The sequence below is a fragment of the Virgibacillus sp. AGTR genome (genome assembly GCF_016919725.2).
Classification (GTDB): Bacteria; Bacillota; Bacilli; order Bacillales; family Amphibacillaceae; genus Virgibacillus; species Virgibacillus salarius.
In genome coordinates, this window is record NZ_JAJERH010000004.1 from 1 (window position 1) to 24400 (window position 24400).

Annotated in this window: 22 protein-coding genes and 2 pseudogenes; 14 read left to right on the forward strand and 10 right to left on the reverse strand. The window is 32.8% G+C overall.

Annotated elements, in window-relative coordinates:
- Positions 1-598: 598 nt before the first annotated feature.
- Positions 599-1084 carry a hypothetical protein gene (locus tag JUJ52_RS02715; protein ID WP_228088646.1) on the reverse strand — a complete coding sequence of 162 codons (486 nt, stop codon included), beginning with the start codon at positions 1082-1084 and terminating at the stop codon, positions 599-601.
- Between the two features lies 1 nt (position 1085).
- Positions 1086-1892, reverse strand: a complete 807-nt coding sequence (locus JUJ52_RS02720) for a ParA family protein (RefSeq protein WP_228088647.1) — start codon at positions 1890-1892, stop codon at positions 1086-1088.
- Positions 1893-2821: 929 nt separating this feature from the next.
- Here JUJ52_RS02720 and JUJ52_RS02725 point away from each other — a divergent pair.
- From JUJ52_RS02725 to JUJ52_RS02735, 3 genes are all read left to right on the forward strand, one after another.
- Positions 2822-3058: a hypothetical protein gene (locus tag JUJ52_RS02725; RefSeq protein WP_228088648.1), complete on the forward strand. Its 237-nt coding sequence runs from the start codon at positions 2822-2824 to the stop codon at positions 3056-3058.
- Positions 3059-3110: 52 nt separating this feature from the next.
- Positions 3111-3734 carry a ribonuclease H1 domain-containing protein gene (locus JUJ52_RS02730; protein WP_228088649.1) on the forward strand — a complete coding sequence of 208 codons (624 nt, stop codon included), beginning with the start codon at positions 3111-3113 and terminating at the stop codon, positions 3732-3734.
- 192 nt (positions 3735-3926) lie between these two features.
- Positions 3927-4433: a YcxB family protein gene (locus tag JUJ52_RS02735; RefSeq protein ID WP_228088650.1), complete on the forward strand. Its 507-nt coding sequence runs from the start codon at positions 3927-3929 to the stop codon at positions 4431-4433.
- Between the two features lie 34 nt (positions 4434-4467).
- Here the strand turns inward: JUJ52_RS02735 and JUJ52_RS02740 are convergent, their stop codons facing one another.
- Positions 4468-6669 (reverse strand): glycoside hydrolase domain-containing protein, encoded by a 2202-nt coding sequence (locus tag JUJ52_RS02740; protein ID WP_228088651.1) that lies wholly within the window; start codon positions 6667-6669, stop codon positions 4468-4470.
- Between the two features lie 198 nt (positions 6670-6867).
- A complete protein-coding gene (locus JUJ52_RS02745; RefSeq protein ID WP_228088652.1) occupies positions 6868-7038 on the reverse strand; it encodes a YvrJ family protein in 171 nt (56 codons plus the stop codon).
- A 348-nt stretch (positions 7039-7386) separates the two neighbouring features.
- On the opposite strand from JUJ52_RS02745, the gene JUJ52_RS02750 reads away from it, so the two are divergent.
- The 4 genes and pseudogenes from JUJ52_RS02750 to JUJ52_RS02765 all read left to right on the forward strand — a co-directional run bounded on the left by JUJ52_RS02750 (position 7387) and on the right by JUJ52_RS02765 (position 9874).
- Positions 7387-7836 carry an AraC family transcriptional regulator gene (locus tag JUJ52_RS02750; RefSeq protein ID WP_228088653.1) on the forward strand — a complete coding sequence of 150 codons (450 nt, stop codon included), beginning with the start codon at positions 7387-7389 and terminating at the stop codon, positions 7834-7836.
- 75 nt (positions 7837-7911) lie between these two features.
- A pseudogene (locus JUJ52_RS02755) lies at positions 7912-9044 on the forward strand (ISL3 family transposase); the annotation flags it as partial.
- A 47-nt stretch (positions 9045-9091) separates the two neighbouring features.
- Positions 9092-9268 (forward strand): hypothetical protein, encoded by a 177-nt coding sequence (locus JUJ52_RS02760; RefSeq protein ID WP_228088654.1) that lies wholly within the window; start codon positions 9092-9094, stop codon positions 9266-9268.
- A 441-nt stretch (positions 9269-9709) separates the two neighbouring features.
- Entirely contained in the window at positions 9710-9874 is a 165-nt protein-coding gene (locus tag JUJ52_RS02765; RefSeq protein WP_228088655.1) for a hypothetical protein, read from the forward strand.
- Between the two features lie 553 nt (positions 9875-10427).
- Here JUJ52_RS02765 and JUJ52_RS02770 read toward each other — a convergent pair.
- Both JUJ52_RS02770 and JUJ52_RS02775 read right to left on the reverse strand, forming a co-directional pair.
- Positions 10428-11744, reverse strand: coding sequence for a hypothetical protein (locus tag JUJ52_RS02770; protein WP_228088656.1), 1317 nt, complete (start codon positions 11742-11744; stop codon positions 10428-10430).
- Between the two features lie 589 nt (positions 11745-12333).
- Complete coding sequence (locus JUJ52_RS02775; RefSeq protein WP_228088657.1) at positions 12334-13530, reverse strand: replication initiation protein; 1197 nt, start codon at positions 13528-13530, stop codon at positions 12334-12336.
- Positions 13531-14032: 502 nt separating this feature from the next.
- On the opposite strand from JUJ52_RS02775, the gene JUJ52_RS02780 reads away from it, so the two are divergent.
- The 5 genes from JUJ52_RS02780 to JUJ52_RS02800 all read left to right on the forward strand — a co-directional run bounded on the left by JUJ52_RS02780 (position 14033) and on the right by JUJ52_RS02800 (position 19023).
- Positions 14033-14422 (forward strand): hypothetical protein, encoded by a 390-nt coding sequence (locus tag JUJ52_RS02780; protein ID WP_228088658.1) that lies wholly within the window; start codon positions 14033-14035, stop codon positions 14420-14422.
- 241 nt (positions 14423-14663) lie between these two features.
- Entirely contained in the window at positions 14664-14945 is a 282-nt protein-coding gene (locus JUJ52_RS02785) for a lactococcin 972 family bacteriocin (protein WP_228088659.1), read from the forward strand.
- A 130-nt stretch (positions 14946-15075) separates the two neighbouring features.
- A complete protein-coding gene (locus JUJ52_RS02790) occupies positions 15076-15699 on the forward strand; it encodes a putative bacteriocin export ABC transporter (RefSeq protein ID WP_228088660.1) in 624 nt (207 codons plus the stop codon).
- Positions 15700-16360: 661 nt separating this feature from the next.
- The gene (locus JUJ52_RS02795) at positions 16361-18523 is read left to right on the forward strand and encodes a hypothetical protein (RefSeq protein WP_228088661.1); all 2163 of its coding nucleotides are present in this window, start codon (positions 16361-16363) and stop codon (positions 18521-18523) included.
- 20 nt (positions 18524-18543) lie between these two features.
- Positions 18544-19023 (forward strand): hypothetical protein, encoded by a 480-nt coding sequence (locus JUJ52_RS02800; protein WP_228088662.1) that lies wholly within the window; start codon positions 18544-18546, stop codon positions 19021-19023.
- A gap of 218 nt (positions 19024-19241) precedes the next feature.
- Here the strand turns inward: JUJ52_RS02800 and JUJ52_RS02805 are convergent, their stop codons facing one another.
- Together JUJ52_RS02805 and JUJ52_RS02810 are read right to left on the reverse strand one after the other, a co-directional pair.
- Positions 19242-19922, reverse strand: coding sequence for a hypothetical protein (locus tag JUJ52_RS02805; RefSeq protein WP_228088663.1), 681 nt, complete (start codon positions 19920-19922; stop codon positions 19242-19244).
- 6 nt (positions 19923-19928) lie between these two features.
- Entirely contained in the window at positions 19929-20504 is a 576-nt protein-coding gene (locus JUJ52_RS02810) for a sigma-70 family RNA polymerase sigma factor (RefSeq protein WP_228088664.1), read from the reverse strand.
- A 251-nt stretch (positions 20505-20755) separates the two neighbouring features.
- On the opposite strand from JUJ52_RS02810, the gene JUJ52_RS02815 reads away from it, so the two are divergent.
- A complete protein-coding gene (locus JUJ52_RS02815; protein ID WP_228088665.1) occupies positions 20756-21112 on the forward strand; it encodes a hypothetical protein in 357 nt (118 codons plus the stop codon).
- A 277-nt stretch (positions 21113-21389) separates the two neighbouring features.
- On the opposite strand, the gene JUJ52_RS02820 is transcribed toward JUJ52_RS02815, so the two are convergent.
- Both JUJ52_RS02820 and JUJ52_RS02825 read right to left on the reverse strand, forming a co-directional pair.
- Positions 21390-21854, reverse strand: coding sequence for a sigma-70 family RNA polymerase sigma factor (locus JUJ52_RS02820; RefSeq protein WP_228088666.1), 465 nt, complete (start codon positions 21852-21854; stop codon positions 21390-21392).
- A gap of 1008 nt (positions 21855-22862) precedes the next feature.
- Complete coding sequence (locus tag JUJ52_RS02825; RefSeq protein WP_228088667.1) at positions 22863-23120, reverse strand: AbrB/MazE/SpoVT family DNA-binding domain-containing protein; 258 nt, start codon at positions 23118-23120, stop codon at positions 22863-22865.
- A 525-nt stretch (positions 23121-23645) separates the two neighbouring features.
- Here JUJ52_RS02825 and JUJ52_RS02830 point away from each other — a divergent pair.
- A pseudogene (locus tag JUJ52_RS02830) lies at positions 23646-24371 on the forward strand (RtcB family protein); the annotation flags it as partial.
- Positions 24372-24400: the final 29 nt, after the last annotated feature.

Sequence of the window (24400 nt, forward strand, 5' to 3'; positions counted from 1 at the left end):
TTCCTCATTGAATACCAAAGCGATGACGCCTTAGCCAACTACACCGTAGATCGAGAAGAACTCGCTGCAGAACGCGAACGTCAAGAGAAATTACGCGCAATCTTCGGTAAGAAGAAATAACAAAAACGATATTCGTGTTCAAAACAAAACAAGTACGATAACCAGGGGCTGTCACAATCTTGTGATGTGACATCCTTTGTTACCGTTTAGCACACAAAAAGCGATAGCCTTTAAAGGTTATCGCTTTTTGTGTTACGTAAATGTGTTATATCTTACGTAACACAACATGTATTACATATTTCATAATAGTTAATCACAAGTGTAATAATACGCACCAGCAGATTTTTTTGTATTTACCATATAACCATTGTATGAAGTTTGTATGTATCTGGAATATCAATCCCTATTAATACGCATGACATTAAAACGCTTACTACCGATAACACTGAAAAATACCGTTTCAATAAACTCTTATCTAATAAATTTACTTTTATTTTCATTTTGATACCCCACATGTTTTCTCTCCGCAACCATTATACCAGATCTTTTTTTAAAAAAAGAGAGACGAATCCCTGATAGGGATCGCCTCTACCTTCTCTCAATCATACTCTTCTTCTTCCATTTCATCCAACATCACTTCAATGGCTTGATTAATAAACATTGTTTTGAACCCTCGTTTTCCTGCAGACAATCGATCCAAACGCGCTCGTAAGTCTTTTCGAAACAAAAACGTAGATCGTTGGTGGGTTTCCTCAACCGTTTTCTTGTTACTTTTTTCATCATACATAGCCATAATACTGTTTGTAACATCTTTTACGGTTTTTTCAGATGTTTCAGTATTTGTATTACGTTCAGGTATTACATCTTTTGTATACGTATCTTGATTACGTTTTACTGTTTCATTGTTTGGAATATCTTGTTTATTATGAATAGGAGTTATATCAGATGTTTCCTGTTTTGGTTGAACATTATCTTTTTTGTTTTCCTTACTTGTAAACGTATTTTCACTTTCATTTCCGTATTCTTCTTCCGATTCCTCAAATTGATTAAAAGCACCTGCTAATGATTTACTTTTGCGTGCCATATTACACCTGTCCTTTCACTGATTCAATTTCTAAAAACTCTTTAGCAACATCGTCATATGAATTTACGAGTTTATTCTTCGATTCCGAGGAGAGAATAGCCGGAACATTACTGTACGCCACCGCCTTAGCAAAAGCGATTGATTTAGGAATAATCGTATCATACATGTAAATATTCGACTGATTACAATATCGTCTCGCTTCCTGAAGCATTTCCGAGTGAAGAGATGTGCTCGACTCCACTTTCATCCCAATAACACCAGCAACCTCCAAAGACGGATTGTAATCATTTCTAAACTCCGCGATAGCTTTTATAACCCGGATCAATCCTTTCACATCATACATTTCAGGTACAAATGGAATAATCACGTGATTTGCATACGTCAAACAATTACCAGCTACAAACCCAAGTGACGGTGGTGTGTCAATGAAGATATAATCATAGTCTTTTTCTATATCCTTCATTCCGTCCTTCAGTAAGTAATATGGTCTGGAATATTTATCAAGATGAGGCAGAACGTCAAACTCCAAAAAATTCATATCATCATTTGCTGGTAATAAATCAATATTTTTTTTCATTGTATGGATCGCATTTTTAGGATTACAGCCGTTCAACATGACATCATAAATCGTATTTTCAAAACTATAGGGGTTTTGTCCGAATGCTATGCTACTATTTCCTTGAGCATCCGTGTCGATAATCAAAACCTTCTTCTTATGTTTTTTCGCTAGTATAGAAGCTAGATTCGTCACAAGAGAGGTTTTTCCAACACCACCTTTATTCATACTAATGGAATAGACTTCAGCCACACACATCACCCTTCTATTAATGATACTTCTATTCTATAAGTGTAATAGACTAACGTCAACATAGAACATAAACGTATTATGTAAGATGTAATACTATTATGTAATACAAATAACAACATTTTAGATCATAAATCGACAATAATACTTATATTTTAAATATACGTGACATTATTAAGGCAGCCAATCGCGGCTGTAGGATTTCTTTTGCTTTCGTGACATAAACTTGTACTTTTGGATCTCTATGATGAATCGTTGACGAGGACCTCCGGCGTCGGAATTAAGCACTAATTCCAGTTAATATTCATTTTTTAGTTGCTATCTTAATAAAATAACCCTCTCTTCTTTGACAGAAAAGGGCAGACATATTATAATAAAATTGATATTAAATGCATATTACGGCTTCTAGACCGGCCGATAAACTTCCTTGTTCCCTAACAGGAAGTTTTTTTTCTGTTTTACAATATCATAATGTGCATTATTATGTAAGAGTAATAGAATGATAGCATTTTATAAGAATCACATGTACTAGAATTACATCATGAGTAGATTTTTTAATCAAACACGAAATGCCGCGTCATCCCGTGTCGAAATCACGGCTGAACTGTCGCCCATCAGGCGACCAGTGAAGGGTTCAAAAATCAATCAGCATTTCCCAGAAACCGATTGGCTTAACCCAGCGACGGTCGTTTTTCTCAATATTCTTTAATCAATCGTAGCGATCGTCTCATATTCATAAAAACTGATCTGGATGAATTACCTACCGAAAAACCCACCATAATCCTGTTCCATATTTATAACAATCCACCTGGGAAATAACCCTAAAGAATTAGGTATTTCGGATTAAAAAAAGGAAATGACTAGGAAATATAGAAATTAAAATGAGGAGGCCAATAATTGGGTATATAAAAATCAAATCGGGAGGCTGAATCATGACAAAGAAAAAAGCGGAAATTATATTCAGGATTTCCGTCGTCGATAAAGAAGGCGGAGAAGATTTGAAAATTTCCGTTGATCTAAAAGGAACAAACAATGAAGTGATGGAAATAGCGGAAATTGCCCAGAACCTCGATATTATTGGAGAGGCGGGCGTAGAAAATATTCTTGTCAATATCCTCAATGAAGAAAAACCATTACTTTCAAACAACCCAAACGGACCGATCCATTAAATCAAAAAGGATCGGTTCTTTCTATATTCAAATAAAAAAGGTAGGGATAGGTATGGCAAAAACGAAATTTTACACGGTACGAAAAGGACGCAGACCCGGGGTGTATAACTCATGGGCGGAATGCGAAGCACAGGTGAAAGGTTTCAAAGGTGCTGAATTCAAGAGTTTTGCGAGCAAAAGTATTGCAGAACACGCACTAACGCACGGATGGGAGATCGGATCGAAACCTAATAGTGGGTCACAGAAAAAGAATGTAGTCGAACCGCAAGGTTATATTAAAAAGAGTATCTCCGTGGACGCTGCCTGCAGCGGGAATCCCGGCGAGATGGAATTTCAGGGAGTCGATACCGATACCGGTGCGCAAATCTTTGCGTCGGATGTATACCCGGTTGGTACGAATAACCTGGGTGAGTTCCTCGCTGTGGTTCGTGCTCTAAAACATCTGTACGAACTAAATTCAGATATACCAGTCTACTCAGACTCTGTTAGTGCTATTGCGTGGGTAAGAAATATACGCGTCAACACCAATCTGAAACGAAACGCTGATACTAAGAAATTATGGCAGGATATCGATGCTGCTATCCAATGGCTGTACGATCACGATTATCAAAATCCTGTACTGAAATGGGAGACAAAGGTGTGGGGGGAGGTTAAAGCAGATTTCGGTCGGAAATAGTTGAATTTGTATTTTGTGCTTTTCTTATTTAACTCTTTGTTTAGCATGATAATATTTTTATGTTAAAATTATACATACTGTATAGTGAATAGGCTTTAAGAGATTTAACTTAAGATTAAGAGTATAAAGGTTATCTACAATTTCAAAGCAAAATAGATTAGTATAAACAAAATGAAAAAGGGGGAAACACATTTGAATGCAACATTCAATATAACTGACGAAGACTTAATTGCTCAGCAAAAAAATGCTATAAAGAACACTAAATTCCATAGAAAATCTAGAATTATGCAATTAATTGTGTTTTTTATCTTTGTAATATTTATATTTGTAACTAGTGGTTTCTCAACAAATGATTTACTGTTTGGGTTAGCGCTCTGTTTAATTCCTGCTCCTTTAGTATGGAAGTCTTATGAGATTGCTATAATAAGACGATATAAAAGAGATATTCTTAAACAACATAAAAATAAGAAAGGTACTTTTACTTTGACCTTATCCGAAGAAGAATTGATTAAAGAATCCAATAATTTAACCGAAAAAATTCAATGGGATGACATAAGTGAATTTAAAGAAGACGAAACTCGTTATTTTCTATATACTACAGACCTACATGCAATTACAATCAAAAAGGAACCAGATAACTTGAGTGAAGAAGAAATTAAGGAATATCAAGCATTTATAAAAAGAAAAGTAAGTGTTTAGAAAGTGGAAAGCTCCACCGTGGTGGAGCTTTTTGTTATGATTCATTATCATCTATGTCGTCTTCATCTCCGATTAACAAAGCAACAATCGTACCAACACCTAAAGCAGCTATGACAGGAATACCGTGCGTAACTGCTAAATAAAGTAAAAAAACAAAACCTAACGTAGTTGCTGCAGCCTTTACCTCTTTTGAACTAAACGCATCTAATACAGGAGTTAGATCAATATCGACCGTAAATATTACTGTGACCGCAAGTTGAAGATTTCCTCCACCTTCTACTGGGATTTCTTCTTTGAAAGCAGTTACACGAAGTTCTGCATTAGTTCCTGATCCTGTTAGACTCAACTGGATAGCACCAGTACCTATCGAAGCCGCCATATTATCTATAAAATCTTCATAAAATCCAAGTCGTTTTTGAGTAAATTGCGCCATGCTTTCTCCAAGCAAACTCTCAAGACTGCCGTTTACTCCATTATTTGTGACTTGCAGTGTAGCTGTCGCCCCTCCATCACTAGGAGGATTTAACTGTTCACTGAATTCAACATCTATAGAGAATACATTTGCAATTTCAGTAATTCGATACGTATGACTAAAATTAATATTCGTTACTAATAATTCTGAACCAAACTTTTGCAATCCTGGTATATTCTTACCCATTTCTACAAACGCATTGTGTTTTGCTCGATATTCTTCGCTAATTTCTGGATTACCCGGAGGGTTTACTGCTGAAACACCTGGATCTTTGCCTGAATAATCATTTTTGTCGATACCAAGCAATCCCATACCAGAACCAATTGCTGTTTCATGGAATTGATTAAAGGACCAATTCTTAGGCATCGTAAATCCTAAGTTTCCACTAAAACCTGTGGACATGTTTCCTACAAAACTGTAATCTGCTAACACACTGTTATTTGACTGTGCTCTTATACAAGTATTACGAGAACCATAAACACCAAGTTTGTATTCTGGTAAGCCCTCTTCGCCCTTAATAATATTCAACACATCACGAACTTCTGCTAAATAAGGAAGAATATTATTCGTTACTTCAAAATCATAAGCGTCATAATCAACAGCAAAATAAATTGTTGTACCAGATGGAAATCCAAATTCGTTTGCTGCTCTAATGGCTTTCCATGCATCCTCTGTACCTTTCCCTGGTTTGAAGTACTCCGCATACCACCCACCATCTTGGTATATAGGGAATACACGTATACCGTTTACCGCAAGAATGTTTAGTTCCTCATGGGTCATTGCTTTTGAACGACGTTCGGCTCCAGTTCCTACATAACCTGTTAGATAACGACCGATAATCTGGTAGTTATAATCAAGTAAGGTATTAGCAGTTGTTTGATTAATAACCGTAGATGCATCACAAGCGATTGCCGTCCGACCTGTATACCCATTGCTTGTTAGTAATTGCTTGATGGTTGGCATATCAGCAACCCCATTAGCAGGAAGGGTCATAAACTCCTTAAACAAGTTTATGGCTGTTTCTACTTGCGGATCAAAATCTCCATCATAAGGATGTGTATCGTATAAAGGACTATTACACGCGAGCGACCACTGCAAAATCCTTGTGAATTTCGCTGGTGCATCACCATAGCTTAGGGTAGGGCAATTATCAATAGTTGAAGGACCAAAATTACCATTTGCTATATGGCCGATTCCTTCTTCATGCTGCAAGGCGTATATTAAAGCCTTGTTTGACTTTCTTTCATAAATCCCATTCGTTGGAATGTAATCAAAATAATTACCATATTCCTTATTAAGTGATTGTTGTATTTCTCTAACATTTTGTCGTCCGGAACTAATGCTTAATACAAAACCATCTGTATTCAATATTGCTTTCATTAACTTTGATGTTACATATCCAGTTGGTTCAACCCCGACATCAATTTCAAAGTCTTTAACTTTATTTTCCGTATCCCCAAAGAAATTTCCTGAAAAACCTCCTGGATCATAACCCTTACACCAGAATCCACCTTGAAGGATTTTATTCAAATTATTCGGTTTTGCACCATCTTCCTGTCTTGCCAATCCAGGAAATTCTCTAGTCGTAGCCGGACCAAATGATGGTACCGGGTTTGGTATACCAAGCTCTATTTGTAAACCAATAATTAAAGCCCCTACTGTTGTATTACCTGTTGTACCATCTTCTGGTATAGGTGAAAAGCCTTTTCTTCCCGTATACGTATCATTCAGCCATTTCTGTACCTCTAGTACCATTTCATCCATACTTTAGCCTCCTTTACATATGAGCTTTTTTCAAGCTCTTAGTTACATAATAGTAAAAGGCGCTTTGGTAAAAGTATCGGGAAAGTATAGAAAAAGTAATCTAAAGACAAATATTAATTAATTATTATGAATCAATACCTTAGCCTTGTTTGAGGTTAGAGATTTCTTGAAAACAAATACAAATATAAGAGGGATTAATTAATCCCCCTTACTTTTAAGACTTTTTATAACTGAAGATAATTCCAATATTACTTTTTCTAAATGATCTATCTTACGTTCAAATCGAACAAATAGATATACAGTTATAGCAATTGGAAATCCAAAGTTGCCTATAATACTAGTCCAAACTGGAACGTCTTCTGGTATCATTTTAACTCCCCTGAAAACAATATTAAAAGAATTTTACGTAATAAACGTATTGAAAAAGTAATTTCAAAGTAAGAAGGTGCACTGATGCGAAATTTCGCATCAAAAGATTTATCTTAAAATGTCGCTCTATGAAACTACGAGCGACCGGTAAACCGCATGAAATTAAAAATATCAATTGTTTTCATAAAAGGAGCTGTTATTCATGAAACAAATTAAAGATGAGGGGTCTTCGGAATATATAGTGGAATAATGGATTAATTAAACCATACTATAATCAAATTCTTTTAAAAAAGAACTTGAAAAACATTTTAAATCGAATTACCTTATCTAAGAAAGGAGGATTAAAAAATGAAAATAACTATTGAAGAATTACCTGAATCAAGGATTGCTTATTTCCGAAATGTTGGGGAATATGGTGAAAAGCAAAACAAAGAATTAATGGAGAATTTTAAAAAGTGGGCAAAATCGAATGGTGTATTTGATAATTCTACAATTTTAGGTATACCGCAAGATAACCCAGAGATTACTCCTAAAGAGGAATGTCGTTATGATGTTTGCGTTGTTATAAATAAAGATTTTAATGTGGAAAAACCAGCTCAAGTTGGTGAATTTTCTGGTGGGAAATACGCTGTTTTCTTGCTTGACCATACAAAAGAGGCAGTCAGTGAATTTTGGGGCAATATTTTTTCTGAGATAGAAAGAAATAATTTATCAATAAGAGAACAACCAATTATAGAAAGATATACTTCACAAATGATTGATAATCATTTGTGTGAAATATTAGTTCCTATACAGTAACGAAGCAGGGACAATTCCCACCTTCTGTTTAAAGGATGAACAACATGACAGACCTACTATGTCTTTCAGATCTAACTGCAATTGAACCACAGACGATACAAGTGTCGTGAATGCGGATCTACCTTCTGGGAACGCCTAATATCCGTTGATGAAAAGCGTAGTATGACCAAAAGGCTTTTAAAGTCCATTCAAGAGCAATCCATGTCTAAGACCTTTGTAGAAGTCGCAGAAAGCGTTGGTGTTGACGAGAAAACCGTTAGGAACGTCTTTAAGGATTATGTGGCACTCAAAGAACGTGAATACCAGTTTGAGACTCCTAAATGGCTTGGGATAGACGAGATACATATTATTCGTAAACCTCGGCTTGTATTGACTAATGTTGAACGCAGGACTATCTATGACATAAAGCCTAACCGTAACAAGGAAACAGTCATCCAACGTCTTTCAGAAATCAGTGACAGGACTTATATTGAGTACGTCACAATGGATATGTGGAAGCCCTACAAAGACGCAGTGAACACTGTCCTTCCACACGCTAAAGTTGTCGTAGATAAGTTCCATGTAGTTAGAATGGCTAATCAAGCCTTAGATAACGTCAGAAAGTCTTTGAAAACCCAAATGAGTCAAAAAGAAAGACGTACCCTTATGCGTGAAAGGTTTATCCTTCTAAAGCGTAAACACGATCTAAATGAACGTGAATTATTCCTCTTAGAGACTTGGTTAGATAATCTTCCTGCTTTGAAAGAAGCCTATGAACTTAAAGAAGAGTTTTACTGGATTTGGGATACTCCTGATCCAGATGAAGGTCTACTTCGTTATAGTCAATGGAGACACAGTTGTATGTCCAGTAACTATAAAGACGCTTATAAAGACCTTGTGAGAGCCGTAGACAACTGGCAAGAAGAAATATTTAACTACTTTGATAAAAGGCTCACTAACGCTTATACGGAGTCAATTAATAGCATTATTAGGCAGGTAGAGCGAATGGGTAGAGGTTACTCTTTTGATGCCTTACGAGCCAAAATCCTGTTCAATGAGAAGCTCCATAAGAAGCGTAAACCACGATTTAATTCGAGTGCTTTTAACAAAGCTATGCTATACGATACGATACTTTCAATTGGTTTGAAGTGACTGATCACGACATTACAGACAACTTTGGTGTCGATATTTCCACACTTATTAAGAATTTGGAGAAGGGTGATTTATAAGCCCTTTTCCACCATAAAATCCGAATACCCAAGATGAGCAGGAAATGATGGAAAGAATCGATATATTGTCAGATCAATATGATAAGGCACTATTTCAAATTGCGCGTTACAGACAAGCAATTCAAAAAGCTTTAAACGAATTAAGTTGGAGCGAAGTTGATCAAGCATTAGAAAGAGCAGGCGAAATATTAAAGGACATATTGGATGGTGGTTATGATATATAAACGGTTAGAATATCCCTCCTCTCCATGGGACGTAGAGGAGTAAGTGTACGATTACACTTCTAACCACCAAAGGTTCTGTGTATCAATTGCATTGACTACTAAAAACCGGTACGAAATTTCGTACCGGTTTTCTTTTCTAATGAACAAAGCAACAGACCACACACCTGACGCACACCGCGGCGTATAACGGTGATACCTCTCATGCGCACCCCATGGACATGTTACACACAAAGCATCTTTTTATATATTATATGTGCACGGTGTACGATACGTGATACGCATAAGCACACAAAAAAACAACAGCCAGATCGTGTCATTATATTAAAAGGCAATCACCACGAATCATTTGGCGGTCAGTTGAACGCCTTAAAAGTAAACGAAAACAAGGACAACATGCAGATCAATGCTATCCCTACTATTCATAATAAGGAGGGGAATAACTTGAGAAAAAAGTATATTCTATGGGTTACGAGAAAAGATGAATTTGGATACGGTTCCTATTGGTACGGTTGGAGCTGTAACTTAATTTTAAGTTACGAAGAGGCCGTTAAAAAAAGAGAACAGATTGTTAACAAGTTCGATGATGTAACCATCGTTGAATTTTAGCAGACAGAAATCTCTTTCCGATTTTTTATGATTCAAGAAAACCTGGTTCTCTCCTCGTTTTTCATTTAGTTGTTTGGAATAAATGTAGAATTTATTTTTGATCGTTTTAATAGATTAATTTTCAGTTCCCTAAATAATAAGTAAAAACCTTTATTAATCCCTTTTTCAATATCATAGATCAAAACAATAATATAAAAACATGAATAAAAATACTTACTGAAGCCTGTTCTATCAGTATTCCTTTTTAAAATATGTAACCGAATTAACAAAATACCATTCGATACTACATTATCAACGCTGAATCCTTTAAATTAACAAATTTATATTCTAAATTAACATGTTTATATTAAAACTTCACAACAAGTAACGTTAAATTCACAGACACTCTAGTGTTAATAAATGAGGGTTTAGCTTTTAAACCCTCTTATTCAAATGCCGTTTTCTATTATTTTTTCTCATTAAATCCATCTCAGTTATTTTAATAAAAAAATATTTCACGACAAATAAACTTTGACACTTGCGCCAAAGCATCCGAATTTTTGTTTTATGAGACTTAAGTAAAAACAAATCTCATATTTATCGTATCAATATATTGTTTAACCTGTTCCATCCAGTCAGCTAAATATGAGTTCTTTCTGATTAATTTTGTGTAATTATTCTCTAATTTTCGAATGGTTGTAGTCAAAGTATGAACAATATTATGTATTGTATCTTTTAGATTATTATTATGCTGCTCACTCGCCTCATTGATCTCTCCTCGATTAGATTCTTTTTTATGCACCCTAGATGTCACCCAATTCCTACACCAGCTTTCAAGTACTTCAGCAATAGACTGATGCTCCAAGATAAGTTGTTCGGACTCAGACTTTATATCTGTACGTGCAATCTCTACTAAAGATTGGATTGTATCCGCCTGATGTTGGTGCTTCGCCATTTCCTCTGCCATTACAGAAAATAAAACGGCGCTAAAATAAGCTGATAATGCTCCAGTATCCTCATTTTCATCCAATACCTTATATAAAGACTTAGATAGTTTTACTAAAGCCTTTTCGTAAACATATCGCGCTATATTCATCATTGTATCTATTAAGCCAGTTACATTACGATTTTCTTTTGTTACTTGCTTTGCGCCTGTGATTAGAGAATTAAACACATATTTTGCGACGCGCTCTATTTCTATACAATAATCATCTGATACATAGTCCTCGAATCCATGTTCAAATAGAACCTTTCTTAACTCGAAACGCTCTGTATGGTTATGCACCACCTGTTCTAAATAAGATGCATCAAAGGAAACTCGAATGACCTCTTTTTTAAGAAAAAAACTGGTCGCCAAAGAAACCTTTAATTTGCTACTAAAGATGGTATTAATTTCTTCTATTGTACGATATAACGTAGATTTACTTGGGATTAGTCCTGTAGAAACCTCATCTCGATATACAAAATTAGATACTCTTAAAGATGCAGTAGTTTTATTAGAAAGGGAAACATCCATTACTGCAGTTAAAATAATTCTCTTCGCATATACTGATAGCGTTTGAAATTCCTTGGAATACAAAAACCCGTACTTTTTTCCATACTTATCCCCTTTATTATAAAATAGAGAGGATTTCCCAAGCACCATTACGTATGGGAAATCGGGATCGGAATTATCTACTTTTAATATATGCTTTCCTCTTTTTAATGAAGTGAATTTATGTATTATCTCTTTTACATACTTCTTGGTTGTCCCTACTCGCTTTGATAGAGTAGAAATATCGATTCGTAACCGACCATTCCAATCCGTATTTCTAATCATCTCTAGTATTATATCTATTTCTTTAGCAGATGCTTTTTTCAACAAAAAATTGTATACATCTTCATATATCATAGTATTCCCCTACCTATTTCCCTCTGTTAACAACAATTTACACCATTAAAAGATAGAATTCTATACTGTACCACTACGGACATTTGACAACTCAAAATTGTCTTCTATTGTACCTTCACGGACACTTAAATTCCAAATAAATTGTCGAATATTGGCAGGAATACTGTACCTTCACGGACACTTAAACTTGCTTGTAGATTGTCTAATTTAAGAAGAAAACACTGTACCTCCACGGACACTTCTTTTTTTACTTTTTTCGACTTACTAAAGTCCTATTGTACCTTCACGGACGCTTTGGTTTTAAAAGTCTTATATAAAGGGGATCGTATTTTTGCTTACTACTGTACCAGTACGGACACTATAATTTTTATATTTGGACTCTTTTCATCACTTACTGTACCTCCACGGACACTTCCGATTCCTTTTATGTCTATGAACCCATCATTAAATTACTGTACCTCCACGGACACTTAAAAATTAATGAAATTTCATTCCGATACTGTACTATTACGGACACTTTATTCCGAAAAAAATTTTAAAAAAAATTATCCCCAAAAAAAATCTCCACTTTAAAGGGAGTTTTTTTGTTTTATTCTATATCACTAAAAGAAAGTTGTTTTATTCTTCTACTAACGTCAATATAATCTTTTTTGCCTAACACATCTTTTAACCAATCTGTTATTTCAATTACTAATTTTGTGTACGATCTTCCTTCTTTAATAAAAGAGAATGTTTTTATTATATCGATGCTTTTTAACTCCTCACACCCCTTTTCTACTACCGCTTTGTTTTTTGGATTCCTATCTTCTAAAAATAAAGTACCATAAACTTCTACAAGAGGTATTTCAAAAACCCCATCCGATTTGATGTATCTACTTGTACTTTCCATACTTGCTATTCCCGATATCATTACATATAGAGCCTGAGCCGATTCTACATCTAACTCATTAAATACTGCGATGCTGATAAAAGTGTAATATCCATGGGTAAAGGACTTTTCAATATGTGGGGAAAATTGAATCCTATACTGCTTTGCATTAACATCTCCCGATTTCGTCAGCTCTATTGTGGACTCATCCGCTATAATTAAATCAAATCTTTCTGTCTTTACACGCTTTCCTGTTTCGATTTCATGTGCCTCCTGAAAAACAACAGAAGTGTTTCGTAGCTTTTCTAAGGAACTCCTTACAATTTGATATTGCTTACCACCCATCCCCATATCAAGTCTATCTACAATCTGGTACTCCGTAAATGTTACCCATTCACCGTAATTTTGTTCTTCCCATATAGAGAACAATGCAAATAGCGTCTTAGCATCAGCCATTGTTAGCATGTGACCTAAGTTATTTTGGTAAGTCATTTTACGAATACCCTCTTTATCTATCTTTATGTAACCTTCTTTTTTAGCTTGGTCTTTTCTTTTTTTCGACCCTCCAACGAAATATGGCGCATGCGTAAGTAAATTTGTTTCAATTCTGTTTGTCTTTTTATTCTTTTCTCTACGATACTCTTTTGCTTTTTGAACTACTTTCTTACAGGTATCTAATAGTTGAGAACCCTTTGTTATTTCTTCATCTGATATATCCGATTTATATAGAGCTAACTCATCATTTGTTAGTTGATTTATTGCTTCTTCGTAATCTTTTATTCTATACTTGCGTGACTTTTCTATCTCACTTGCTATTTTTGGTATTCCATCAATATATCCATAGGGATTATCCTCTATCATACTACTCACTTCTTTTTTTACATGCATAAGTAGTTTCAAAACCGGTTTTTTGAGCATTAAAATCCCTCCAAAATAACTATCGTATTTATATATTAAATCAAAAGTGAAAATATTAACATCCCTATAAAGCAAAAATAGCCCCTATACTAATTAGAAGCCATTCCCTATATGTTATCTATCTTCTACTTTATAAAAGTTCACATTATATATTTATTTTTATTAAATATATCCGTAATATTACAATTGTTTTCTATTATTCTAGTTTATTTATACGGAACTTGCTACCATTTCATATATCCAAAGCAAATTCTTAACGATGACCGGGGTTCGTCACAAATTTGTGGTTTGAGCCTCCTGCATCGTAGCAGTATTCAAAGGTGAATTTGTGACCCAACTTTGAGTGAGTAAATATCTGCCTCCCCTTATATATACCCAAATATGATTAAGATTTCAAAGAATCTTTTCTGTGGCTGATTTATTGTCATAGACCCATACTTTCTGCTTATTGTAATTTTTCTAACAATAATGTTTAATATGCGTTAAGGAGGAGGTGAAAACAATGTTCAAAAAATGTTTCGCTGCTTTCGTGATGTCCTTTGCACTCGTTTTTGCATTTACTGGGATTTCATCAACGGTATTTGCGGATGACGGGACTATTCAAAACATAAGAGCATTTCAATTCGCTACAGGTGATGGACAATGGGACGGATATGTGTCAAGTTCCAGCCCGTTTGATGTGAACATTGAAGTTGATGCGCCATACGCTGCTACAATTATGGTTCGTTTGTGTAACGCTAATACAGGAAACTGCACAAAGTACAAGTGGTTGACACAAGCGAATAGAACTGAATTTCTCAGCATGTTACCAGGAACATACTACGGTGACATTATTACAGCGGGATTTAATGAAACATCTGGTACTGTGATTTATAGAGGTGGTTTTGATTAAGCAACAATTTGGTATTCGTACTAATAATTTATAAGAGAAGAATCCATTTTGAAAATTATATCCTAATTCTTTCATGTTAAGCGACAACATTCGACAACATTACTTTCAATTGTATGTTACATTATCAATACTTATTATATTTTTTGTAAATAATACATTAAATGTAAAGTATTGAATTTTTTGTAAAATTAAAGTATGATTAATTGGTATCAAAATAACTGGTAGAGAGGAGGTCATATACATGAAAAAAAGAACAATTACTTTTTTCTTAGCCGCTTTATTGATAATAGGTGCAATAGTACCTCTGTCAGTTTCAGCAGCTTCAACTTGGAATTATGGATACAACAAATCAACAATGCAGAATTATAATGAATACTATCATTCTAGTTTAAGACATTCTAATTCTATGACAAAAAATGATGTTATGTATTTTTCTCCTGTTGCAAGCGGTGGATATTGGGCAAAGCTATATTTAGATTACACTGGTCCTTACAGAGTTACTTATGCAAAATACGATCTCTAGTTTAAAATCTTGTTTATACTTTTTACAGAAATATAAGTTTTTATGAATTAATTAATATGAGCGAATATCAAGGGGGGATTTATATATTTAATATATAAATCCCCCGAAAATATTCTAAGGGGTTTTTAGTATGATTCTAATAAAAAATATGAATAAAAAATTCAATGAGAAATCAATATTTGAAGATTTTAATTTAGAGATAAATTCCGGAGAATTTGTTGGAATAATTGGAAAGAGTGGAAAAGGTAAAACAACTCTTTTAAATATAATTGGTACATTGGAGGAGGCTGATTCTGGAATAGTAAAGGTAATGGGTAAAGATATACATAAAAAAAGGATTAAGAGATATTTATTAAGGCATCACTTAGGGTTTATTTTTCAGAACTATGCTTTAATCGATAATGCATCAGTTAATGATAACTTAGAACTTGCACTGAAACATAAAAAAATTAGTAAAAAAGAAAAAATGGAATCTATAACCTTAGTACTAGAGGAAGTTGGCCTTAATAATTATAGTAAAGAAAAAGTCCATACTCTAAGTGGGGGAGAACAACAACGTATCGCAATTGCGAGATTACTTTTAAAAGATCCTGATATAATTTTAGCAGATGAACCAACTGGATCATTGGATAACGAAAACCGGGATATTATTGTATCGTTATTTAAGAATCTATATAAGCAAGGAAAAACAATTATAATGGTTACTCATGACAAAGACTTAGCCCATCATTTCTCTAAGGTAATACAATTATAAAAAAAGTATTTCTGTAATTAAGGAATATGAGGGGAAATCGAAGTACATAAGAAAAAGCTCCTTTAGTTTTCACACAAATTGAGCTTTTTACGCAAATCAATGAAAGTCGTTAATAATCGATGTCGATGAGGCAAAGAAAAAACACACAGTTCTCGCTATCCATGATCAAAGAATAGATTTAGCGAATACTCTTCTTCTCCATTGCGAGGGCTAAAACTCGTGCCTAGAGCTAATCATATGGTCGATATAAAAGGTATTAGTACCCTAACCATGATTGTTTTTTCGCTGAAGTTTTGCGATCTATGATTCTAAAAGGACCCACGTCATACCAAATCATTAAATTAGCGCGACTAAATATAATGGTGAATCAATCTCATCAAGATATTCCACATCTATCCAATGTGCGTACGATCTATTAAAAATAAAAATCAGATTTTTATTTTTAAAAAAGCATGGAGTATCCGGTCATATTTTATTTATAAGGGATGGTCGCCGAAGGAATTTTCGTGCGATTCGCCAAGAAAAATGGGAGAGTTTATTCACCCGTAACTTTGTTTAACCAAATTTATCAGTCGTTAGGAAGTGAAACTTGATCTTATCCACAATGGATGGTTAAGAAAGCTTAAGAAAAATCTTAATTTATAGAGGAAGGAATTATAATATGAAAAGACTAATATTTCTTCTGTTGACTACAACTTTTTTAATTATAAGTTTTTTATCTGTTAAGCAGTTTGAATTTTTGCAGTTTCAATCATTTAATTATCATAATAATGAGGAAAAATGGAATATAAATATAGAAGAGGGGAATGCTGAGAGAAATAGATTAGAAAATTATCAATTATTAACAGAAGCTGCTAGAAAGGCTAAAGTAAACTTACAGCGTATTTCATATGAAAGAAATAATGACAATAAAGATAAAATAGTATACTATGTGACCTTTTATGCTTCTGATACTTACTTTGAAGAAACAAATTTAAAGCTTAAAAACGGAAATTTACTAGATGAAAACAGTAATGCTAATGATTTTTTATCAACTGTACAAACAAAAAACAAGCACCAAATAGGACAGTTAGAAATATTTCATAGTTTTGACCCAATTGAAATTCGTCCAATGATCGCTGCTGAAAAAACCAAAGACATAAAAGGAGTGTACACTCTAAATAACAAAGACAAAGCTAAAAGATTTAAAAAAATAGCGACTGATTATGGTTTTTTAGTCACAATATCAAATCAGCAAAATGAAACTTATTTTACAAATTATCCATATCAAGACATGATTTATATTGTAACTTTTGTTCTGTGTTTACTAATACTGTTGGCGATGCTATACGATATAGTTAAAGAGTATAAATCTATTGGTGTTAGGTATATGTTAGGCGATGCTCCCTTACATATATTAATTTATTTATTTCTCAGATATACTAAAATCATCTTATGGTCATTGTTTGTTATGATAATAGGATTGGTAATATTTTTATACTATTATAATCAATATCAGCAATTTTTACCTTTTTTGAATTTTTGGTTTGAAAATATTAAATTAATACTATTTATAATAGTTATTATAATTTTACTCGCATGGATAGGAACAAAGAGTATTCATATTTCTCAAATGATTAAAAATAAAAAGCCAGTAAAATTAATATTCTTTATGAATATATTTGTCCGTCTTATATTAGCTGTTTTTCTTACTTTAGGTCTGCAACAAGTAGTTGGTACTTTTCAAGAATTAAAGTCAGCAAGTAATCAACAAGAAAAATGGGAAATATTAAAGGAATATTCATATTTAGGGGTTATAAATGAACAGGAGTTTCTTGATTTTCAGAGTGAAGAAAAAAGGGATCGTTTTAGACAATTTTATAGAGAATTAGAATCTAATGGGGCTTTTTATATATCTCCATCTATATTTTATTTAAATCCAGAATTGAAAAATAAAAATCAAGATCAAGATCTTAATACTAACCCTTGGGGAATGGAAGGAAGAAAAGTAGAAGTAGATAAGAATTACCTATTAATAAACCCAATATATGGTATTGATAATAAACAAGTTAAGATTTCAAAACCAAATGAGAATGAAATTATAGTTTTGGTGCCTCAAAAATATCAAAAACACCAAGAGGCTATTGAGGAGGTAATCAGTAGAGATTATCATGGAGCTTTCAATCTAAATGATCCTAAAGCAGTTAACGTTAATATTATATATGTTAAAGATGACCAATCCTATTTTTCGTTCTCTCCTCAAATGGCTGCCGAAAATAACTATTACATAACTGATCCAATTGCTGTAGTTGTTAATTACAAATTCGACCCAGTTTTATTGTCTAATACAATATCTAGAGGATACGGTTATTATACTAAAAATAGTAGTGAGCATAACCCATTTAAAGACACAAATGAGGCTTTAACTAAATACAAGTTAGATAATACTTGGGAAACAGTATCTATAGCTTATTCAAGTGTAGAACAAAAAATCGAAAACAACAAAGAAGCATTACAATTAACTACTATTTATTGTATAATATTCTTAATATTAACAGCTGTTTTATTGTTTTTTTCAGCAATGTTCTATATAGAAATGAATAAACAATTACTAGCATTACAATGGATTTTTGGTTATAGATTTCATGAAAAACATTTGTTCGTATATTTATCTATATTAGTTTTCTGGTATTTATCATTCATGATTTGTTACTCTATATTAAATAGCTTATCATTACTTATGATGATTACTATTGTATTACTTTGTTTTGATGTTATATTAGTTAGCATTATTTTCTTGACAAAAGAGTTCAAAATCACTAAGCAAATTTTAATTGAGAAGTAAATAGAAACGGAGGAATTCTGATGAAAAATAAGAAAATGGTTTTTATTACCTCAATGTTAGCAATAATTGTATTGTCAATAGGAACTTATTTTATTTTTGCAAATAATAACAAGGATAATATTGACAGTACAAGTAACAGTGTTAAATTGCCTATGGATGAAGATCCTTTAATAAATGCAAATGGATTAATAGGAAAGGAACATGAAGGAAAAGAAAATAAATATTATATTGTATATGTAGAACATAATGGAGGAGCATCTTCTTCATTCGTTCCTAAAAATTTAAATCCTGGTTATGAACCTGATTCTGATACACATGTAAGTATTTCATTTAATGATGATGGTACTGTTATAAATGATGGGAAAATAATCGTCATAAAAGATTATGAACTGTCTGATTCAAACAAAAATAAAATTAAAGAAATAACGGGAGATGGAAATTACGATAAGGCCTTAAAAGAAATTGAGGAAGGAATAAAAGAAGCTAGAAAAAATATTTAAAAGTATTACATCCTAATTAAGTGATGGCTTATATTAGGATACTTTTAAGGTATTATCGATTAGTATAGAGGTGGTATTGATTAAGCAACAATTTGGTATTCGTACTAATAATTTATAAGAGAAGAATCCATTTTGATTATAATTTTCAAAATGGATTCTTTGTGTTTTTCCACAATATTAAAGATAACTTAATGATTTTTTGATAAATCTTTATTCATCTATTTTGTATCTTGAAAAGGGTTTTCATTAAAGTAATTATCAAGCTCGTGTAATATATTGTGAATATCATTTAATTTTTTGTTCCCAATTATCACATCTTCTTTTATTGCTTGATTAGTTAGTTTTATTACCTCTTGAAGCTGTTCTTCTTTTTCACCTTCATACTTAATCTTGCTTAAACTTTCATTAATGCTTTCCAATATGCTTTTGACTTCCTCTTTCCCAAGTGGTTCTCCTTTATTATCAACGCTCGTATTATTTGTAAGACCTGCAGAGGCAAGATGAGCCATATATAGATGAAAATTAGAAGAATATTCTGCTGGGTTAGCCTTCCCCCCAACAGTTAAATATTCTTCTGCTTCATCAGAGGATAGTTTCTCCTTTTTTTGTTGTTCATCAACATATTCTTTGTGTGACTGAATAGGTCCACCAGAATTTACTCCACCATTATTTAAGAAATTAGTTTTATCCCCGCTAGTAATACCAATTCCTATAAAAATTAAAGCTGCTACTATAGCCGCTGTAATTATTTTTGGAAATAAATGATACATTCGATTACGATGCGGATTTGATTTACCGTTTCTAATTCTCTCTAATATTTCATGTTTATCCACCCCTGTGAAAGAGGTAGGGATTTTATTCTCAATGTCAGTATTTAAATTTTCTAATCGTTTATTCATTATTAATCATCGCTCCTTATTATGAAGGTTTTTTAACTTATCACGTCCTCTAAGCAATCTTGTTCGTACAGTCGGTTCCTTCACATTCAAAATATAACTAATTTCTTTAATTGATAAATCCTTAAGATAATACAGCACAATAATTTCTCTATACTTTACGGATAGCTTCATTACACTATCTAATAGCTCTTGTGCTTCCTCTTTTTTTATTGTGAAATCTATAGGATTTTCAACTTGTATTTTTGAAATATGAACTGAATTTGTTAATGTATCTTTTAACTTTTTATTTCGAAATTGCCACTTTCTTAAATAATCTTTACATTTATTTATTGCAATTGAATAAATCCAACTTTTTAATGATGATTTACCTTTAAAAGTATCTAACTTTTGGTGAATAGTAATGAATACTTCTTGTGTAATATCATCTGTATCAGCTGTATTTTTAACGTATGTGTAAATTAATTTTTTAATTTCATCCCCATATGCATCCATAATGTTTTCAATTACCTCTGTTGAATCCTTTTGAAAAATAGCAATGTCCTGCTGTTCGTAAAATTGATGAGAATCTTCCGAGAAGAACACATTTATCCCTCCTTTTTTTAACACCTCTATATATAAGACGTAATGATTTCTAAACGTAGTTCAAAATTCAAGAATAATTCTGGAATAATCAATTAAAAACAACTTCCTATGTAATAAACTATTATTTTTAGTTCATATTTTTCTTACTTAATTAGGCACCGAAGCAACTAAAAAGACAGTTATATTATTGGTACAACCTTAGAACATGTTATTTAAGGTTTAACAATAACGTATTGAGAGGAGGTAAAAAAATGGCTCATTTTTCATATGAAGCAAACCATGATTGGGGAATCGCTGATAAGTGGATTGCCATCAATGGGAGTACAGATTACAATGTCTATTCAGAAAATGCAACAACTATCGATTTTGAAATGAGCAAGATATACTCTACTTACGTGTATAGAGTGTATTATACACTTTGTGCAGAATGGTATAACGGTAGCTATTGGGAATGTGTAGACATGCAAGACGGTTACTTTGATAAAAGAGTTACAAAACATATCTATCTAAAGGGTAAGCCAGCAGGTAATTATCGTATGCGTGCTTATATCACCTACAACGGTAGTAATTCTCAAAATATCACACCGGCATTCTTAGTAAGACGGTAATATCCATAAAAGGGGGATGGAATTATAAAAATCAATGTATAAATTTTTAGCAGTCTTTTATAAGAATCCCCTAAATTATATCTAGCAGAAAATATAATAACACTTTAAAATGCGGTCTTTCCACGTTAATTCTGAGGGAAGACCGCTAAATTTGTTGAAAAAAAAGATGAAAAATCAACAAACATAATACTAATTACTAATAAGCGTTAGTTTGTATTAGCCAATATGTACTAACAGAGTGATAGTATCTTTTATCTGTAAAATCTAAATTCTATAGTTACTCAAGAAATAAAAGACCATTTAATGAGATTAATAGTTTATTTAGGACTTGTTTTCTTATATTGAAAATATATTTTTCACTATAACCTAATTCTAAAGAAGTTTGTATAATAGAATAGTTTTCAATATAACGACAAACAACAAAATTATAATCTATTTCATTTAATTCTTCTATCGCTTCGTCAATTGAATTAACGATAACTCTATAATAAAACAGGTATTCGCATAATTTAATTGCTTTTTCTTTAGATATGTTGTCTAAAGTAGTTTCTTGCTCAAGGGATAATCTAAAGTTCTTATTGAAACAGCTATTTTTATATTTAACTATTAATTCTGGTACTAGAAATTCTAATTGTTTTTGTAAATTTCTTATTGCTGATTTATATATTTTATAATTTTTCAAATGGCTTTCTAACTTCTTTAAGTTCTGTTTATGTATAATTTCCTTACTGCTTTTTACCAAAATAAGGTCCCCCTTCTAAATGTTGATTCAATTACAATAATAATTAAATTATTAATTTCAAAGTTTTAACAAAGTATGAAAAAAATGCAAAATATGTCGAGGGGGTTATAGTCTAAGTGCTATAATAAATACAAAGGGGGTGGTATCTTAATTAGCAATCGTAGTCTAAAACAGTATAAAATTATGAATAGGAGTCAATAATATAAGACAAATAAATTTAATCAAAATTAAAAGGCATGAGTCCAATACAATACCGAACTCATACCCTAGAAGGCTAATTATTTTGTAAAATCTTATGGCTGATTATTTGTTTTATCATTCTTCAAATGGAATTCTATTTTAAAAATTCCCGCGTAGTTTATTTTCTCAAAAATCAAATACTTCTAATTGAATAGTTGTTCTGTCAATAAGTTTTACAAATCAACGAGTGAAATTAATTGAGATATTATAATAAATACAAAGGCTGATAGGTGAATGCGAAAATCCAAACAAAGAAAAATAAAAATTATTGAACATTATCTGTATAATTTTAACAATTATAAAATCGCTCAAAAAAATTTATTAAATCAATTAGAACTTCTGACTTCTTGTAGTAACGATTTTTTGACTGATCATGTATCGCAACGGCCTGAAAAATGCATACGTAGTCTTGTAAGTCGATATGAAAAAACTACGTTCATTGTTAATACAGTTGAATCTTGTTTAGAAAGATTAAATAATAAAGAAAAAGAGTTTATTCACTACCGTTATTACAAAAACTTATCTGTAGATAGAATCTCTCGAATAATTGATTGCAGTCAGTCTTCCGTATTTCTATTAAGACGTAACACAATGGATAAACTGCTGTTTAATCTGAACAATTATAAATTAGAAAACGATTCATGAATTTTATCACTATCTTTTAATATAAACAATTCACTCCAATTTTCTATTAGATCTCTTTACATAGCCCTGAAAAGTGTAATAAAAAAAGGAAACGCTAAGCGATTCCTGTACTGTTGAACTCTTTTAGAGATATTTTTTGAGAATTTCTTTTCCTTTCTGGCTTATATACTGACCACCAGGTAATTCTATATTCTCGTCACTTATTTCTCCAGTAATAAAACATGTCTTACTTGCTTTGTATTTCTGCAGGATAACTCGTTCTTCATCTACGAAAATCTCTAAGGGATCTTTTACCTGTATGTCTAAACTTCTGCGCAACTCTATTGGGAGAACAACTCGGCCTAATTCATCCACTTTCCTTACAATGCCGGTACTTTTCATTATGTGCGCCCCTTTCTCTTACAAATATCTTTACCCTATTCGTACAATAAAAAGACAATAAAGTAATGTATTTACAGTTTAATAGAAAAAGAGACGAAAGCCAAGAAACTTAATTGTTTTTTCTTTATACGAAAGTCGCGCCAAGCGAAACCAGTAAAGTATGTGAACGTAAAAGCTGATACAATCAACGCTAGTTCCCCTTTATTTAAGTATAGGGTTTTTCTTTTTGTAAAGGAGGTCTTTAGTAGTATGAACGTCAACGATTTAAGCTATCGACTAAAGAATGTACTATGGTCAGATGCGGCACTCACTCTAATACCCGGTTTCGGATGGAATGACGGACGATGTCGCTCCCTCATGAAAGCTTTTATTTTATGGCTTGGATCAAATAATTTACATACGTATCAAATTGTGAAATCGCCGCAGCAATACCATTCTCGGGTCATTAAAGAAGTAGCTTTCCTCACCCGTTGCAGAGGCAACCGATAAAACATAGGAAGCCAAAAGGAGGAATATGAACTTGAAGATAAGGTTGTTCTTGTCATTCATTCCGGTTCACGTCATTTAGGGAAACAAATTGCGGAATACTACCAAAATCGGGCTTATGATGAACTAATGAATCTAAAAGATAAGAAACAGGAAATCATCACACGATTAAAGTCAGAAGGTCGAGAACGCGATATTCATGAAGCCTTACGAGGCATCAAAAATCCAAAAATCAGCAAACAACTCGCCTATTTAGAGGGTGATAGCTTTAACGATTACATGAAAGATATGAAGATAGCACAGTAATATGCGCTATTAAATAGAAAAGCCATGGTGAACGAAATTGTTACTCGAATGGGGTGGAATTTAGTGGATGGGTTCACGACAATCCACAATTATATCGATATGGACAATATGATACTTCGAAAAGGCGCTATTTCCGCACAGGCAGGAGAACGAGTCATCATCCCGATCAACATGAGAGACGGATCTATTATTGCCACGGGTAAAGGTAATGAAGACTGGAACTTCTCGGGTCCTCATGGGGCAGGTCGAGTGCTAAGCCGTTCGAGAGCAAAAGAACAGTTAAACTTAGAGGAATTTACAAAAACAATGGAAGGTGTGTGGTCTTCGAGTGTAAGTGAGAGCACCTTAGACGAGTCACCAATGGCATACAAACCAATCGATGAAATCATAGATAGCATCGATGGTTCAGTTGAAATCAACCACATCGTAAAACCTTTATATAATTTCAAAGCCAACTAGCATTGTTCGAATATCCTTGCGAACTTAAA